This is a genomic window from Jeotgalibaca dankookensis (genome assembly GCF_002005405.1).
Lineage (GTDB): Bacteria > Bacillota > Bacilli > Lactobacillales > Aerococcaceae > Jeotgalibaca > Jeotgalibaca dankookensis.
Genome location: NZ_CP019728.1, coordinates 156,003 through 171,041, shown reverse-complemented (window position 1 = coordinate 171,041; position 15,039 = coordinate 156,003). Strand labels below are relative to the sequence as shown.

Below are 15,039 nucleotides of genomic sequence, written 5' to 3'. Positions count from 1 at the left end.
AGCTCACCTTCTATCAGTTATAAAATTAGTTTTTAACTACGTTTGTAGCTTGTAGGCCACGGTTTCCTTCTTCTACGTCAAAAGTCACTGATTGACCTTCGTCTAAAGATTTGAAACCTTCGTCTTGGATTGCTGAGAAGTGTACGAATACATCATCTTGTCCGTCACGTTCGATAAATCCAAAACCTTTTTCTGCGTTAAACCATTTTACTGTACCTTGTTCCATAATATAATATCCTCCTCGTGCTTATAAGCACAAATTTATTTAGTTATCTTTGTACGACACGAAGTGATATGTATTACGATCCCACTTATTTTTAACGTTGTCCTAACCAAAAACACTATCATTAGTATACCTTATAAATATATAAATAGCAAGTTTATCTCTAAATTCTTTTTATTTACTCTGCTGACTCTTCTTTAGGGAGATTTTCATCCACATATTCCCAATCAGGTGTAGCGGTTACTTCTCGATAATCACTTAGACTTTCTTCTTTAATCCCTGTATCACCGACGTTTAACTCATCGGTTGTAAAAATAAACCAGACTGTATCAATATGGATTTTTTGTTTAAATTCAAATGCTCCTTGATCATCTGTTTCGAGTTTATCAATTACTTCGCCGTCTTGAACAACATAAACGTCTTCTCCATCCAAGCTTCGGCCGGAAATTTCGATATTATTTTCTTTATCGGCAAGGGAAAAATCTAAATTATTAACCCCAGATGTAAACTCAATATTTTCTTCTTGCGTAGTAGAAACTTCCGATTGCGCGGTTGTTTCTACCTCCGTTTGTTCTCCACAGCCTACTAGAAAACCGGTTACTAAAAAAGCTAAAATCATTTTCTTCATTCTCCACTGGCCTCCATTTTTTAACAGTTCCTAAGTCTTATTCTAACATGACACAAGGACGCACTTTATTATAAGTTCATGATGTTCCTAATAGAATTCACAAAAAACGTTATTGATTTCCGTTCAATTCTTGGATACGACTCTTTTCCAAGCTAACTTTTCAAGTTCAAAAAACAATAACCCTAGCACTAAACATAGCACCATGTTCAAAGAAAGTTTTACAGCTGGTGGTAACGGGGGCAAAAGATCCTTTAACCGCCAAAAATAAACCATCTGCGCTAAAAAGATATGATATGAGGCTTGCCCAATTTTTACAAAAATACGATTGACTTTTCTCTCGATTCTAACTGGCGGAAGTTTTAATCCGATGAAAACAATTAAAAGTGTCCAAAAGTAAGCGGGTGCGTGTGAACCTTCCCAATATTTTTCCATAATAAAAATCCAATCGAAATAATTCACTGCTGTGATATAAATGAAGCTTACTATAGATAGAAACGCTAACCATTTGTAATTAACTTTTTTATCATTCATAGCCAACCAAACACCTAATGTTAGAGCAAATACATAACGAAAGACCAGGAGACGGTAAGAAGCGGCGCCCATATCCGTCAGTCGCGAAAATAATTCTAAGCCTAAACTGACCAGAAACATTATTAATACGGGCTGTTTTTTATTCTTTTTCAAAAATAAATAAATAAAAGGTAAGAGTAAAGTTGTTTGGACAATAATCGGTACAAAATAACTCCCCGGTCCGCGACCACCTCTAAAAAATGAGCGGATAAACAAACTTAAATCCAATTTATCTGTAAATAAAAAAAGAGTCAACATCTGTAACAACCAAATAAATACGAAGGGATAAATGAGTCGCTCCAATCGTTTCCGTAAGTAGTTAAACTCGTAAAACTGGGGCAAGGTCTTAAATCCTCTTTTTTGATAAGACTTTGCTGTATTATAGCCAGTCAGTATCATAAAAACTGGTACAGCTTGCTTAATGTGGTGAGGTGCTAAAATTTTTAGTTCCGTTTTAAAGGTTAAACTGTGCAATAAAATTACCGATATAATCGCTAATGCTTTTAAGACATCCATATTATAATTACGTATATTCATATTCCCTCACCTATTTTTTTATTCTTACTTATAATACCACAGCTGCCTTCAACTAACGAAGCAGACCCTCCCATCCGCAACAAAAAAATAAGCCTTAACGCGTTAAATGAATAACACCTTAAGACTTGTTTATTAGAATAGACGGAGATTAGGGGATTTGAACCCCTGCACGCCTGACGACGCCTAACGCATTTCGAGTGCGTCCTCTTCAGCCTCTTGAGTAAATCTCCGTTTATTATTTTAACATTAATTCTTAGAAAAATTAAGAGTTTTTTCAACATTTTCATCACCAGCCTAGCTTAAATCTCTTCTAATGATGAAAAAACCGACTATTTCATCACTAGCTTATTTATTTGCATTGGTTGTGATTAAATAAGGCATTTTTTCATCACTAGCGGTTAGATTTGGTTTTACTTTGATGAATGGCACAAGCCTTTGTTATAATGAAAGAAATATGAAGGCGAAAGGAAGAAATAAAATGGGATTATTGGTTAATGGGAAATGGCGAGTGGATTGGAACCTTGCTGAAGACGCAGATGGTCATTTTATTCGGCAAGATTCACAGTTTCGCAATTGGGTTACTGCTGATGGGAGTGCAGGGCCAACTGGCGAATCAGGATTCAAAGCCGAAGAAAATCGCTATCATCTTTATATATCGTTGGCTTGTCCCTGGGCAAGTCGGGTCATGATTATGCGTAGCATCAAAGGGCTAAAGGATATGATTTCCGTTTCGATTGTAAACCCCTTGATGCTAGCTAATGGTTGGTCTTTTGAGACGGGACCGGGTGTTGTCGCGGATCCGATTATTGGGGCTGATTATTTGTACCAAATTTATATCCATGCGGATCCCAACTATAGTGGACGTGTAACGGTTCCGATTCTTTATGATAAAAAGACAAATAAAATTGTGAGTAATGAATCTTCTGAAATAATGCGCATACTGAATTCGGCTTTTGATCATTTAGGAGCCAGTGAAGGTGATTATTATCCTGAAGAGCTACAAGAGGAGATTGATCGTGTGAATGATCTGGTTTATCATGCGGTTAATAATGGCGTGTATAAAGTTGGCTTTTCAACGAAGCAGAGCGTGTATGAAGAAGAAGTTACTAATCTTTTTGAAGCTTTGAATACGTTAGAAGTAAGGTTAACAGATGGGCCTTATCTAATGGGGAACCAGATCACTGAAGCAGACTGGCGCCTCTTTACGACGCTCATCCGGTTTGACTCTGTTTATTATGGGCACTTTAAATGTAACCTGCGCCATTTAACTGAATATCCACACTTGTGGCGCTATACGCGTGAACTCTACCATTACCCGGGTGTTATGGAAACCGTGGATTTTGACCACATCAAAGAACATTATTACCGTAGCCACAAAACGATTAACCCCAATGGCATTGTTCCTTTGGGACCGATACTTGATTTCAGTCTTTAATTTTAGGCAATCAAAAAGAGCTATGCTGCGGCATAGCTCTTTGTTTATTCTTGTTTAAGAAATTTCTTATATGTGCTATCAACTAAAATTGCTCCTAAGGGGGCGGTTACCATAATAGCTACAACGGCTACGGTTAAAATTAATTCGCCGCTTGCTAATCCCATTGCTAAGGGTAACCCACCAATTGCAGCTTGAACCGTTGCTTTAGGCATATAAGAAAAAGCTGTAAAGACCCGCTCTTTTTTATTAAGATTTGTGCCAATTAAACTTATAAAGACACCGACCGTTCTAAATATTAAAACAGCTAAAATTAAAAGAATAGCAGCTGTTCCTGCTTTGAAAGCATAAGAGATATTAACCGTTGCGCCTACTAAAACAAATAAAAACACTTCTGCTCCAACCCATAATTTAGAAAATTTATTGGATAAGCGTTGGGCCGTATCGACATTATTTTGATGAATGGTCACTCCTAACGCCATTATTGCCAACAAACCTGAAAATCCCATAATACCGTTGAGTGCTTGCTCTAAGGCTACGAGAATAAACGAAACCGATAAAATAACCGCCACTTTAGTCGTATCACGCATAGAGACACGTTTGAATAAATAAATAAGCTCTAGTCCAACAATCACACCACCAATGATTCCAAAAATAATGGCACTTGGAATTGCTAAGAAATCACGTGCTTGGATGGTTCCTCCTTTTAATAATTCAACAAAAGCAGTAAACAGAACAATCACATAAACATCATCAACTGATGCACCGGCCAAAACCATCTGTGGGATACTCTTTTTAGTCCCATACCCTTCTTCCATCAAAACGAGCATTTTAGGTACAATAACTGCTGGTGAAACAGCTGCTACAACCGTACCCATTACTGCTGCTTCTAAAAGAGTAACTCCTAAGAAACGTGGCGCTAGTAACATCATCCCAATTATTTCTAGAGTTGCTGGGACAAAACACATTAAAATGGCTGGACGCCCCACCTTTTTTAAATCATCAATATTCAAATTAAGTCCTGCGCGCGTTAAAATAATAATTAAAGCAATTTGTCTCAGATCTGTTGAGATTTCTAACACAGTCGGATCGATCAAATTCCAAACGTAAGGACCTAGTAAAACTCCCGTTAAAAGCATCCCAATCAACTTGGGGAGCTTAATCACTTCAAAAATTCTTCCTAAAGTAATCCCTACTAAAAATATAAGTGCGAATGACAGTAGCATGCGTATACCTCTTTCTTTTTCAATTTAGAGTATCAATTTTCCACGAAAACCGCGTGCACTATAATAAGAGTCTGCTCCATTGTGATAAGTAAAAACTCTACCATATCGGCAATCACAGAATAGCGCACCACCAAGATTTCGAATGTCATCAGGGGTTTTTATCCAGGAAGAAGTTTTCGTGTCAAATTCTCCATAAGATTGAAGAGTTGCATATTCCGTTTCTGTTAATAGCTCGATCCCCATATCCTTCGCCATAGTAATGGCATCGTTAGCCGGTTTGTTTTTCTTTCTACTATCCAACGCTAGACGGTCATAACAAATACTGCGGCGTCCAATGGGCGTTTCGGGTGAACAATCCACAAAGATAAAATCATTCCCCAGAATATCCGGCTCTCCACCACTTGCTTCCATTTTAAAAAGTATGGCAATTTTGTCTGGTTGCGCTATTAGTTTTTCTTTTATTTCTTGCCAAGTAAGTTGCTCATGACGATTTTTATTTTTTATAAAACGGTCCTCCAGTGCAGTTATAAGCTCTTCTTGATTCATACTAAAGCTCCTTTTTTCATTATTTATAATGCCTCTTCAAATAACTTTTAATCTCACCGACGTAACAAGTGCCCGAGAGACAATAAAACTAAGTCTTTGACTTAAAGTATAGGATTTAATAATCCTATCATACACCACTTATCCACCCGAATGTCTATCTTTTCGTACAAGTTAAGCTTCTTTTATTTGTTTTGGAAAGCGCATTTGATATGATAGGTAAGAGGTGTTTGTTATGAAAATAGTTGTTCGGAAAAGAATGTTAGGGGCTATTCCACTTTTAGAAGTTGTCCCTTATGAAATGCGAAATGAAAAATTACCACTAATTATTTATTACCACGGTTGGCAATCATCGAAAGAGTTAAATTTGACTCAAGCTCGTTCATTGGCGCGAGAAGGTTTTAGAATTTTACTCCCAGATTCTATGAATCATGGCGAAAGAAAGCAACCTGTTTCGAAGATTCCATCTTTTACTTTTTGGCAAAGTATTCAATCCAACTTGTTCGAGTTTGGATTTATTTTGGATCATTTCCGTAAAAAGGGAGTGGTCAGTGATGTCATTGGTGTTGGGGGCCTTTCAATGGGTGGGATGACAACCTGTGGCTTGCTCACTCATCATCCAGAAATTAAGGCGGCCGCTTGTGTGATGGGCTCTCCTAAACTAGTCGCTTATCGCGATCGCATTCAAGCCAATGTGAAAGCCGGTGATCGTTATCTGCCAAAAGATTATGAGACGCTCACCAATTGGATACCGGAATACGATTTATCTTTACAAACTGAAAAAATAGCGGATCGTCCCTTCTTTATTTGGCATGGTCGGCAAGATGTGGTGGTGCCTTATGAGGATACAGCAGCATTTGTGGCTGAAAATCCTGATTTAAAATCTATTCAATTTGTTTCTGAAAAAGAAGAACACTTAGTTAAGTCCCCTACTATGGAAAAAGTTACTGATTTCTTTGTAAAAGCACTTTTAAATTAATTTTTTCATCATTAGATTGTCTTTTCGAGAGTCTAGTGATGATATTTTGTCATAAACCATCATAAGGCTCAATTATTGGGCGACTTATGATGATTTTCTTGCTTTTTTCATCATTGGCTAGCGCTTTTTCTTTTCTGATGATGAATTGCGTTCAAAACCGGCAGGAATCAGTTGGCCATCATTATGGAATGAAATAAATTTTTCTATTTCTGATAGAAAAGCAGCCCACCCGGTGGGTTCCATAGGGGGATTCTACTATTTTTTGCGGTTGGCTCAAATAATCAATCGTTAGGCGGTAACGTGATGCACCTTGTAGCTGATTGCTAAAATCAACTTGCTCACCGAAATAGTCAAGAAGCTTTACGACACTTTCTTTATCTTGATAAAGATGGTAGAAAAATTTTTTCGAATCTTTTCGCTTAGCATATTCAAAACTTCCTTCTTTTCGATCAATGAGCAAGGTTTCATCTTGGTATTCTATATAAATACGTTGAACCGATGCATCGTGTTCTACCTGGTTCATCTCTGTTCACTTCCTTCTATTTTCTGCTAGCATAACAAAACTTTAGAAATAAATCCGCTCATTTATATATGAGCGGATTTATTAAGCCTTATTTAATTCTTTTTGAGCAGCTATATTAATAATATCAAGAATTTCGTCTTTTAAACTTAAATATTCTGCATCAACTTTGACACGATGGTTATTCTTACTTTGCGCTGAATAGGTAAAATCAATCTCATAAGATTTTTCGATTGTGCCCGGTTGCGGTGACATAACTAGGAGTCGTGTTCCTAGCGAAAGTGCTTCATCGACGTCATGCGTAATCATGATAATGGTGTTCTTCGTTTGTTGCCACAAGTCTCGAATCAAACCTTGCATATTCAAGCGCGTCAGCGCATCAAGTGCTCCTAATGGTTCATCCATTAAAATCATTTGTGGCTGGTTAGCGAGTACACGCGCTAAAGCGACTCGTTGTTTCATCCCACCTGATAATTCAAAAACCGCTTTGTCCCGATGCTCTTCTAGACCAACTTCTTGAAGCAAACGTAAACTAGTCTTTTCTATTATATCCTTATTTAGGCCTCTCACTTTGGGTCCAAAACCGACATTTTCTTTTACAGATAGCCAGGGGTATAAAGTTGGTGATTGAAAAACAACACCTCGATCCCAACTCGGTCCAGTAACTTTTTCACCATCATAAAAAACTTCTCCATTAGATGGGAATTGGTAACCGGCAATAATTTTAAGTAGTGTACTTTTTCCACAACCCGAAGGCCCTAGAATACAGATAAATTCACCTTTTTCGATTTTTAAATTGATATCCGTGATAGCCGGGATGGTTTCGGAGCGTTCACTTTCATAAACCATTCCAACATTTTTTATTTCTAAAAGTGCAGATGATTGGGTCATATTCCACTCAATCCTCTCTTTCTAAATACATTTCCACAAATTCTGGGTTGATAAAGGTATCGAACTCCTCTTGGCTAGGTGATTTGGGAATTAATCCTTGCCCTTGAAGAAAATCTGAACTTTCTTTCATCACTTTAGAGAATCCACCTACCTGCTCGCTTGTCCCTATATAGTCAGATGAAATTTCTTCTTTAGGAGTTAACCAAAGCGAGCCCTCCATTTGGATAGTGGCTTCTTCTGGGGTAATTCCTAAAGCATCCGCACTTATGACCGTAGCCTCTTCTGGATTTCCGCGGTAGAAGTCGCCTCCTTCAACCAGTCCAGCAATAAAATCAACCGTTAATTCTGGATATTCTTCTGTAAATGCTTTTCTAGCTAGGACAATATTGGCTGTCTGGTGGCCCATTTCGGAAATTTCTTTTGAAGAAATCAAAATATTCCCTTTATCTAACAAGGCTCCTAAAGATGGCTGCCAAGTATAAGCAGCATCAATATCTCCTCTTTCCCACGCAGCAACAATGTCTACGGTCTGCATATCTAATAGCTCTACTTGATCTTCTATTCTTTCTTCTTTAAGTATTTGAAGAAGACTATAGTGGGAAGTGGATGCGAAGGTTGTTGCAATCTTTTTACCTTTTAAATCTTGTAGGCTAGAAATTCCGGCACCCTCCCGGACAGCTAAGCCTTCAGTTTCGCCTAGAATTTCGTGTAACCAAATCAACTCTACCGGGATACCGCGCGACAATGCTACGACACCATTGGTATGACCCATCGAAGCAAAATCAACACTCCCTGAAGCAAAGGCTTGGTTGGCTTCTACACCAGAATCAAAAACAATAAAATTCGTTTCAATTCCTTTATCTTCATAATACTTTTCAAAATACGCTTGGCTTTTCGCAATCATTTCGTCATTAGGTACACGAAGGTAACCAATATTCACTTTTTCTGGTAGCGTAGCATTTGTTTCTCCTGATGAACAGGCTGTTAGTACAATAAGAAAACTCATCAGAAAAGTTACTATTAGCTTTTTCTTTTTTATTTGCATGTTAATCTTTTCCTTTCCAATAAACAACTTTCGTTTCTATATATTGCAACCCGCTATCCATTAAGACGCCGGTTAGTCCCATAATTATGATGCCTACAAACATGACATCTGATTTTAAATAGCGAGAAGCATCAATTACCATCCACCCTATCCCCGAGGTTGCTGCTGTCATTTCAGCTGCAACGAGCGTTGTATAAGCGAATCCTAAAGCAGTTCGTAAACTCGTCAAAATATCGGGCAAACTTGCCGGTAAAATAATCTTGAAAAAGACATCTTTCTGTGATGCCCCGAGTGATGCAGCGCTTAGAATATAGTCTTCATTTATACCACTAACTGCTGATACACAAGCGATGTAAATAGGTGCAAATGCTGCTAAAAATAATAGACTGATTTTAGATTCATCTTCAATCCCCAACCAAATAATTAATAATGCATAATAAGCCAATGGAGGAATGGGACGATAAAATTGAACAATTGAATCAACCACTGCCCTTATTTTTGGTAAATAGCCACTTAAAAGACCGAGTGGCACTGCTGTAACAGCTGCTAGAGTGACTGCTATAAAAAGTCTTCTAAAACTATCGATGAGATGTCGAGATAGACTAATACCATTATAACCGTCTTTAATAATCGTTCCAAAAGCGGCCATTACTTCAGCTGGCGAAGGGAGCATAAAAGAATTACTGCCTATTGTGGCTGTATACAAATACCACCCTGCCAATATCGCAATCCAAGTACCAATCGAAAGCATCCGATTGGCTCGCTTCTCTTTCTGTTTCAATTTCATTTTTTTCCTCCAATAACAAAGCATACCCGAACGTTACTTGTACTTTCTCTCTATAAAATTCATACGAGGGGAAGTAAGTAAATTCGGGTTGTTTAAAACTATTTAATTACCACGAACAGTCCATCTCTTAGTTAAAGTTATAGTCTGTTACTATTGGATCACGATCTAATCTGACATCGTTAAAGTATTCGTATTCGGATACACCTAGGAATGAACCATCCATATTGTATACATGATCATACCCAAGTTGGCCTAGAGCACGAACCATATTGTAACTTCTTTGGCTTGAACGGCAGTGAATGTAAACCGGACGATCTTTAGGAATTTCTGATAAACGGTCACGGAATTGGCTCAATGGAATATTAACTGCACCCTTAATGTGACTTGTTGCATATTCGTTTTCTTCACGTGCATCAATAATCATTTCATTATTTTCAACTAACTCACGTACTTTTGTAACGGGAACTTTTTTAAAATCGCCATTCAAAATATTCAAAGCAACAAGTGCTGCATGGTTGACAACGTCTTTTGCTGTTGAGAAGTGTGGGGAATACGTCAATTCAAGTTCTTTTAAGTCTTCTAGGTTTGCATTCATCATGATGGCTGTTGCAACCACGTCAATACGCTTATCAACATTTCCTTTACCAACTGCTTGTGCTCCTAAAATTTGTCCAGACGGAACTGCAAAAATTAGTTTGAAAAATAGGTTTTCAGAGTCTGGCATTAGACCTACTTTATCTTTAGGAATGATATAGGCAAAGTCATAATCGATTCCATGAGCTTGGCATTGTCTTTCATTAAATCCTGTATTCGCAGCATTTAAATCAAATATTTTAACACTTGATGAACCGATAACGCCTGTATTCCGGTATGTTCTACCATAAGCATGGTCTGCTGCAGCACGTGCTTGACGTTGCGCTGGGCCTGCAAGGGTTAATTGCGTTTTCTTACCAGTAAAGAAACAAGTTGTTTCAATAGCATCTCCAACTGCGTAAATATAAGGATCGTTTGTTAAATAATGATGGTTCACCTTAATCGCCCCTGTTTGCTCTGCAACTTCTAAACCAGCTTGTTTAGCTAATTCGTTCTCTGGTGAAACACCGATTGCCATAACAACTGCTTGTGCTGGTATTTCTTTGCCTGAAGCAAGTATGACACGGTCTTCTTTAATTTCTTTCACACTGTCATTCAGAACTAAATTCAGTCCTTTTTCTAGCATTTCTCTATTGACCATTTGGACCATATCGTAATCAAGAGTTGCCATTACTTGGTCTTGTGCTTCAACTAAGGTCACGTTGTAACCAACATATTTTAAGTTCTCAGCAACTTCAAGACCAATGTAGCCACCACCAACCACAACTGTATCTTTTACGCCTTCTTTTTCAATATATGTCATCAAATTTTCAACATCGGGAACAGTTTTCATTACGAAAACATGGGGAGACATAATACCAGGAATACTTAGTGGACGTAGCGCTCTTGCACCTGGTGATAAGAATAAAATATCATATGCTTCTTCATATGTTTCACCAGTTTGAATGTTTTTAACAGTAACTGATTTTGCTTCTCGGTTTATAGCAACCACTTCATTATAAACACGTGCATCAATGTTATATTGTTTATCGAACTGGTCTGGATTCATTAATACGAGGTCTTGCGAATTTTCAACATCTCCGCTGATATGGAATGGTAGACAGCAGTTTGAAAAAGAAACATAAGGTCCTTTTTCGAACATAACGATTTCTGCTTTTTCATCTAATCTTCTCACACGTGCTGCTACTGAAGCACCTCCAGCAACACCGCCAACAATAACTACTTTTTTACTCATTATTATTTTCCTCCTATAATCGTTTCGTTTTATTATTTTTTATGAATAGGAACAGGTAAAATTGAAACTTGTCCTACAAATAGTTTCATACCTACTATCCCACCTAATGACATGGATAGTAAAAATACCCAGCCAGAAGCAGAAAAACTTGAGATAGCTGCATACATCGCACCAATGTTACATCCAAGCCCGACACGTGAACCGAAACCAAGCAACAGTCCACCTAGTGCAAAGTAAAACATATCTTTTTTTGACATCTTGAAATCAAATGCGAAACGTTTTGCTAGTAAGAAACTCAGTGCGCTACCAACGATTAATCCGATATTACGGATTGTTCCACCGTCATTTAACAAGCCAGCTTGAACTTTATCAATATGTGATTGAAAGTACTCAGCAGGTAATTGAATGCCTAACATATCTAGAAAAGCCACATGCCAAGTCACTAGAGCGGTGGAAACACCCCAGTTTTTACCTGTGGTAACAAGCACAAATATTGCCATTATTGCAAGTGCTAACGCTCCAAAAGTAAAACTCCATCTTTCAATAAATAGTTTATGATAAACTTTAGAGTTAAAGAATCCTGGTTCTTTCACATCTTTCAAAGGTAACTCAAAATCTTCATAGTCCCCTTTTGGATCCAGATAAGTACCTTGTTGCTTCCGCATGTTTTCATAAGCAAGGACACCCCAATATAGGAATCCTAACAGAACCGCCGTTAAGAGCAAAGCACCGAAATAACCCATTATTTGTGGTAAGTGAATTTGAAAACCAATTTTCCCAACAGCTGTTTTATCAATCACTTGGCGTGCATAGTGCCCCGGTGCTGCACCGATAACAAAGAAAACAAAAGCAATCATTGCTCTTCCTGATCCTTCACCAAAGTCGGCTAAGGTTCCTGAACCACATCCACCAGCAAGCATCATTCCAACACCGAATATAAAGCCACCGAACACTGTTGCGATATTTGTAAAGTAAACGTTTGTTGTACCTGGGATAACAGCTTGGCCATTAGTAGCCAGATAAGCTGGGATAGCACCATTAGAAGCAGCTGCCCATTGAATTCCCATAATGACAATAGATGTCACAAGTAGTAATAACAACAGAGCTTTTGATAAACTTCCTTCACCACGCATGTAAATCCGCTTAATCCCACCGGCAAACCCAAACCGTGCCCGTGTTAAAATATAACCAAGTAAAATCCCTGCAAATAAATGAAGCGGTAAAATGTCTTTCAAAGTAGAGAGATAAAAACCAAATGCAACTAATGCAATAATAATTGCGAAACCGATAAGAGGCTGCATTGCTGTTTTATCTTTAAATGTTAACTCTGAAACTGACTCGTCCATAACTAATCTCCTTTAATGTTCTTTTTAAGCTCACTATTTCACTTATTACTATAAGCCTATTTAAATAACCGTAAACGCCTTAACCCCTTTCGCCTGTTAATTATAGTCCATTTATTTTCTATTTTGAAATACCGTTTTAGAATAGATGTATTCCATAAGATAATAACTTCACAATCTATTCAACATTTTTTAATTCTTTTCGAAAGAGTTTTTATGTTAAAAAGCCTATTAAGTGTTACAATAGAAAGACTTAATATACGGATTATTTATTTTTTTAAAGGAGGGTTTGTTATGTTGGACTACCGTTACAACACATTTTTAGTATTAGCTGAACAATTGAATTACACACGAACAGCAGAAATTCTTTTAATGTCACAGTCAACGGTTACAAAACACATCCAATATCTAGAAGAAAATCTGCAAGTAAAGCTTTTTACTTATAAAGGACGTAGCCTTTCTTTAACTGATAAAGGTGTTCTATTAAAAAAAAGACTTTCTCTCGTTTCTCATGATATTGAAGAGCTAAAAAAGGATTTAGTAAAAACAGATGCAAAAAAATCTTATGTTATTGGTGTTAGCCGAACAATTGGTGAGTTCTTTTTACCTAAATACGAATACTTCCCCCCCAATGATCAAAATGGAAATTATGATATTCTTGTTGAGAATACGACGGAATTGCTCAAACTCTTAGACCAGAAACGGATTGATTTTGCTCTTATTTCTGGACCTGTTTTTCGTCCGGACTTCGAGATTCATCCTTTTTATGAGGACGAGCTTGTTCTGGCTTGTTCACCAAATCACCCCATGGCCGGAGTAGAAATACCGGTTCATGCTCTATGTGTTGATAATATTTTATTAAGAGAAGAAGGAGCTGGAGTAACGGACTGTTTGACTCAATATTTCCAGCCTTATCCAGAAATCATTAAATGTTTAAAAGAGAAGTCACGTATTGGGAACATTAATCTTCTAAAAAGCTATCTCCTTAATAATGAAGGAACTGGTTTCCTTTATAAGATATCTATAGAAGAAGAGCTTAAAAGCGGGAACCTTCAAACAATCCCTTTGAAAGAAATGACCATGACACAAGAGTTTTATCTTGTCATTCGTAATGATTTTCCAGACAAAAGTCATATTCTTAAACTCCTATCTATTCCTAACGTTAAATAAAAGAGATTGCAAAGCTCCTTCATGCTTAGGAACTTTGCAATCTCTTTTTTTAAACGAAGAATCATCACAATTCATTCAAATTGGGTTTCTGGTGATTATATTTCCCTATATTTCATCACTAGCTACTATTAATTTTATTCTAATGATGATTTTTGGTCATATTTCATCATTAGCTACTGATTTCTAGTTACTTCTGATGATTGTATCTACTTTATTTTGTAAAACTGGAACTACTTCTTCTTGAAACCAAGGATTGACCTTGAGCCAGCGTCCATTTAATGGGGAGGGATGTACAATCGGAAAGTAATCGGGCAGAAAGGCCTGATAATTCTCGACCGTCTCTGTTAAATTACGTCCTTTTACTCCTTTAAGATAATAATTTTGGGCATAGCTACCGACTAAAATAATTAACTCTACGTTAGGGAGACCAGCTAGGATCAAAGGATGCCATTTAGCCGCAAAATCTTTCCGCGGTGGTAAGTCGCCTGTTTTAGCTTTTCCAGGGTAGTAAAAATCCATCGGTAAAACAGTGAAATAGTCAGTTTCATAGAATTCTTGATCAGTAACACCCATCCACTTTCTTAAACGAACGCCACTTGGATCATTCCAGTATTTCATAGATGTTTGCGCACGAATCCCTGGTGCTTGACCGACTACCGCAATTTTAGCTGCTTTCGGTGCTGAAAAAAGCGGCTCGATACCTTTTTCAGTATAAAAAGCATTCTCAGGGTCGCGCATTATTTTTTCTTTTATTTCTTCATAAAAGGAATCCATCTTATCACCTCTTCTTCTACTTTACTATAAAAAGAAGGATGGCCTCAACTATTAGAATTCAAGACGCATATCGTACCATTTGACGCCACCTAGAACGGAATCTGAAACACCTTCATCAACAAAACCAAACGCTTGATAATAAGGAATAAGGCTTTCTTTACAAGTTAAAACCACACCTTTTTGTTTGCGTTGACGGGCTTGTTCAATAAGCTTTTTTAAAAGTTGTTTGCCAACGCCTTTCCCTTGAGCATCTTCGGAAACTGCAAGACTAATAATCATTTCCCACTCACCATCTGGATTGTGGGTTTCAGCATTACGAAACATCTCATCTTCAATGGTTCTTTGATTAGAAGCTAACCCTTCGATAAAGCCGATAATTTGATTACTTTCTTCAGCTATTAAAAAGTGCTCGGCTTGTCTCACAAACTTTTCTTCATATGTTTCTCTTTTAGTAGCGACACCTCGTCCAAATGAATCCCATTCAATTTGGGTAATAGCAGTGATGTCTTCTGGTTTGGCAAAACGTATGTACATGTTTATTCT

16 protein-coding genes and 1 tRNA gene are annotated in these 15,039 nt (G+C 37.4%); 3 read left to right on the top strand and 14 right to left on the bottom strand.

Going from position 1 to position 15,039, the window contains the following annotated elements; all coding sequences use genetic code 11:
- Positions 1–25: 25 nt before the first annotated feature.
- The 4 genes from BW727_RS00820 to BW727_RS00805 form a co-directional block, all read right to left on the bottom strand.
- Positions 26–226, bottom strand: coding sequence for a cold-shock protein (locus BW727_RS00820; RefSeq protein WP_062467937.1), 201 nt, complete (start codon positions 224–226; stop codon positions 26–28).
- Between the two features lie 175 nt (positions 227–401).
- The gene (locus BW727_RS00815; RefSeq protein ID WP_062467935.1) at positions 402–851 is read right to left on the bottom strand and encodes a hypothetical protein; all 450 of its coding nucleotides are present in this window, start codon (positions 849–851) and stop codon (positions 402–404) included.
- 123 nt (positions 852–974) lie between these two features.
- Positions 975–1,958 (bottom strand): acyltransferase family protein, encoded by a 984-nt coding sequence (locus BW727_RS00810; protein WP_062467932.1) that lies wholly within the window; start codon positions 1,956–1,958, stop codon positions 975–977.
- A gap of 142 nt (positions 1,959–2,100) precedes the next feature.
- Positions 2,101–2,188, bottom strand: a tRNA-Ser gene (locus tag BW727_RS00805).
- Positions 2,189–2,436: 248 nt separating this feature from the next.
- Here BW727_RS00805 and BW727_RS00800 point away from each other — a divergent pair.
- Positions 2,437–3,393 carry a glutathione S-transferase family protein gene (locus BW727_RS00800; RefSeq protein WP_062467931.1) on the top strand — a complete coding sequence of 319 codons (957 nt, stop codon included), beginning with the start codon at positions 2,437–2,439 and terminating at the stop codon, positions 3,391–3,393.
- A gap of 44 nt (positions 3,394–3,437) precedes the next feature.
- On the opposite strand, the gene BW727_RS00795 is transcribed toward BW727_RS00800, so the two are convergent.
- Together BW727_RS00795 and BW727_RS00790 are read right to left on the bottom strand one after the other, a co-directional pair.
- On the bottom strand, positions 3,438–4,616 hold the full coding sequence (locus tag BW727_RS00795) for a cation:proton antiporter (protein WP_062467929.1): 1,179 nt from the start codon (positions 4,614–4,616) through the stop codon (positions 3,438–3,440).
- 24 nt (positions 4,617–4,640) lie between these two features.
- On the bottom strand, positions 4,641–5,162 hold the full coding sequence (locus tag BW727_RS00790) for a DUF4256 domain-containing protein (protein ID WP_062467928.1): 522 nt from the start codon (positions 5,160–5,162) through the stop codon (positions 4,641–4,643).
- Between the two features lie 232 nt (positions 5,163–5,394).
- Here BW727_RS00790 and BW727_RS00785 point away from each other — a divergent pair, with 232 nt between their 5' ends.
- On the top strand, positions 5,395–6,138 hold the full coding sequence (locus tag BW727_RS00785) for an alpha/beta fold hydrolase (protein WP_062467927.1): 744 nt from the start codon (positions 5,395–5,397) through the stop codon (positions 6,136–6,138).
- 181 nt (positions 6,139–6,319) lie between these two features.
- Here BW727_RS00785 and BW727_RS00780 read toward each other — a convergent pair whose 3' ends face one another.
- The 6 genes from BW727_RS00780 to BW727_RS00755 form a co-directional block, all read right to left on the bottom strand.
- The gene (locus BW727_RS00780) at positions 6,320–6,661 is read right to left on the bottom strand and encodes a hypothetical protein (protein ID WP_062467926.1); all 342 of its coding nucleotides are present in this window, start codon (positions 6,659–6,661) and stop codon (positions 6,320–6,322) included.
- A gap of 81 nt (positions 6,662–6,742) precedes the next feature.
- Complete coding sequence (locus BW727_RS00775) at positions 6,743–7,549, bottom strand: ABC transporter ATP-binding protein (protein WP_062467925.1); 807 nt, start codon at positions 7,547–7,549, stop codon at positions 6,743–6,745.
- Between the two features lie 7 nt (positions 7,550–7,556).
- On the bottom strand, positions 7,557–8,594 hold the full coding sequence (locus BW727_RS00770; RefSeq protein ID WP_062467924.1) for a taurine ABC transporter substrate-binding protein: 1,038 nt from the start codon (positions 8,592–8,594) through the stop codon (positions 7,557–7,559).
- 1 nt (position 8,595) lies between these two features.
- On the bottom strand, positions 8,596–9,381 hold the full coding sequence (locus BW727_RS00765; protein ID WP_062467923.1) for an ABC transporter permease: 786 nt from the start codon (positions 9,379–9,381) through the stop codon (positions 8,596–8,598).
- A gap of 127 nt (positions 9,382–9,508) precedes the next feature.
- Entirely contained in the window at positions 9,509–11,209 is a 1,701-nt protein-coding gene (locus tag BW727_RS00760; protein ID WP_062467922.1) for an FAD-dependent oxidoreductase, read from the bottom strand.
- A gap of 32 nt (positions 11,210–11,241) precedes the next feature.
- Positions 11,242–12,555 carry a YeeE/YedE family protein gene (locus BW727_RS00755; protein WP_217994403.1) on the bottom strand — a complete coding sequence of 438 codons (1,314 nt, stop codon included), beginning with the start codon at positions 12,553–12,555 and terminating at the stop codon, positions 11,242–11,244.
- A 291-nt stretch (positions 12,556–12,846) separates the two neighbouring features.
- On the opposite strand from BW727_RS00755, the gene BW727_RS00750 reads away from it, so the two are divergent.
- Positions 12,847–13,722: a LysR family transcriptional regulator gene (locus BW727_RS00750; protein ID WP_062467921.1), complete on the top strand. Its 876-nt coding sequence runs from the start codon at positions 12,847–12,849 to the stop codon at positions 13,720–13,722.
- A 183-nt stretch (positions 13,723–13,905) separates the two neighbouring features.
- On the opposite strand, the gene BW727_RS00745 is transcribed toward BW727_RS00750, so the two are convergent.
- A complete protein-coding gene (locus tag BW727_RS00745) occupies positions 13,906–14,496 on the bottom strand; it encodes a uracil-DNA glycosylase family protein (protein WP_062467920.1) in 591 nt (196 codons plus the stop codon).
- Positions 14,497–14,547: 51 nt separating this feature from the next.
- Positions 14,548–15,030 carry a GNAT family N-acetyltransferase gene (locus BW727_RS00740; protein WP_062467919.1) on the bottom strand — a complete coding sequence of 161 codons (483 nt, stop codon included), beginning with the start codon at positions 15,028–15,030 and terminating at the stop codon, positions 14,548–14,550.
- Positions 15,031–15,039: the final 9 nt, after the last annotated feature.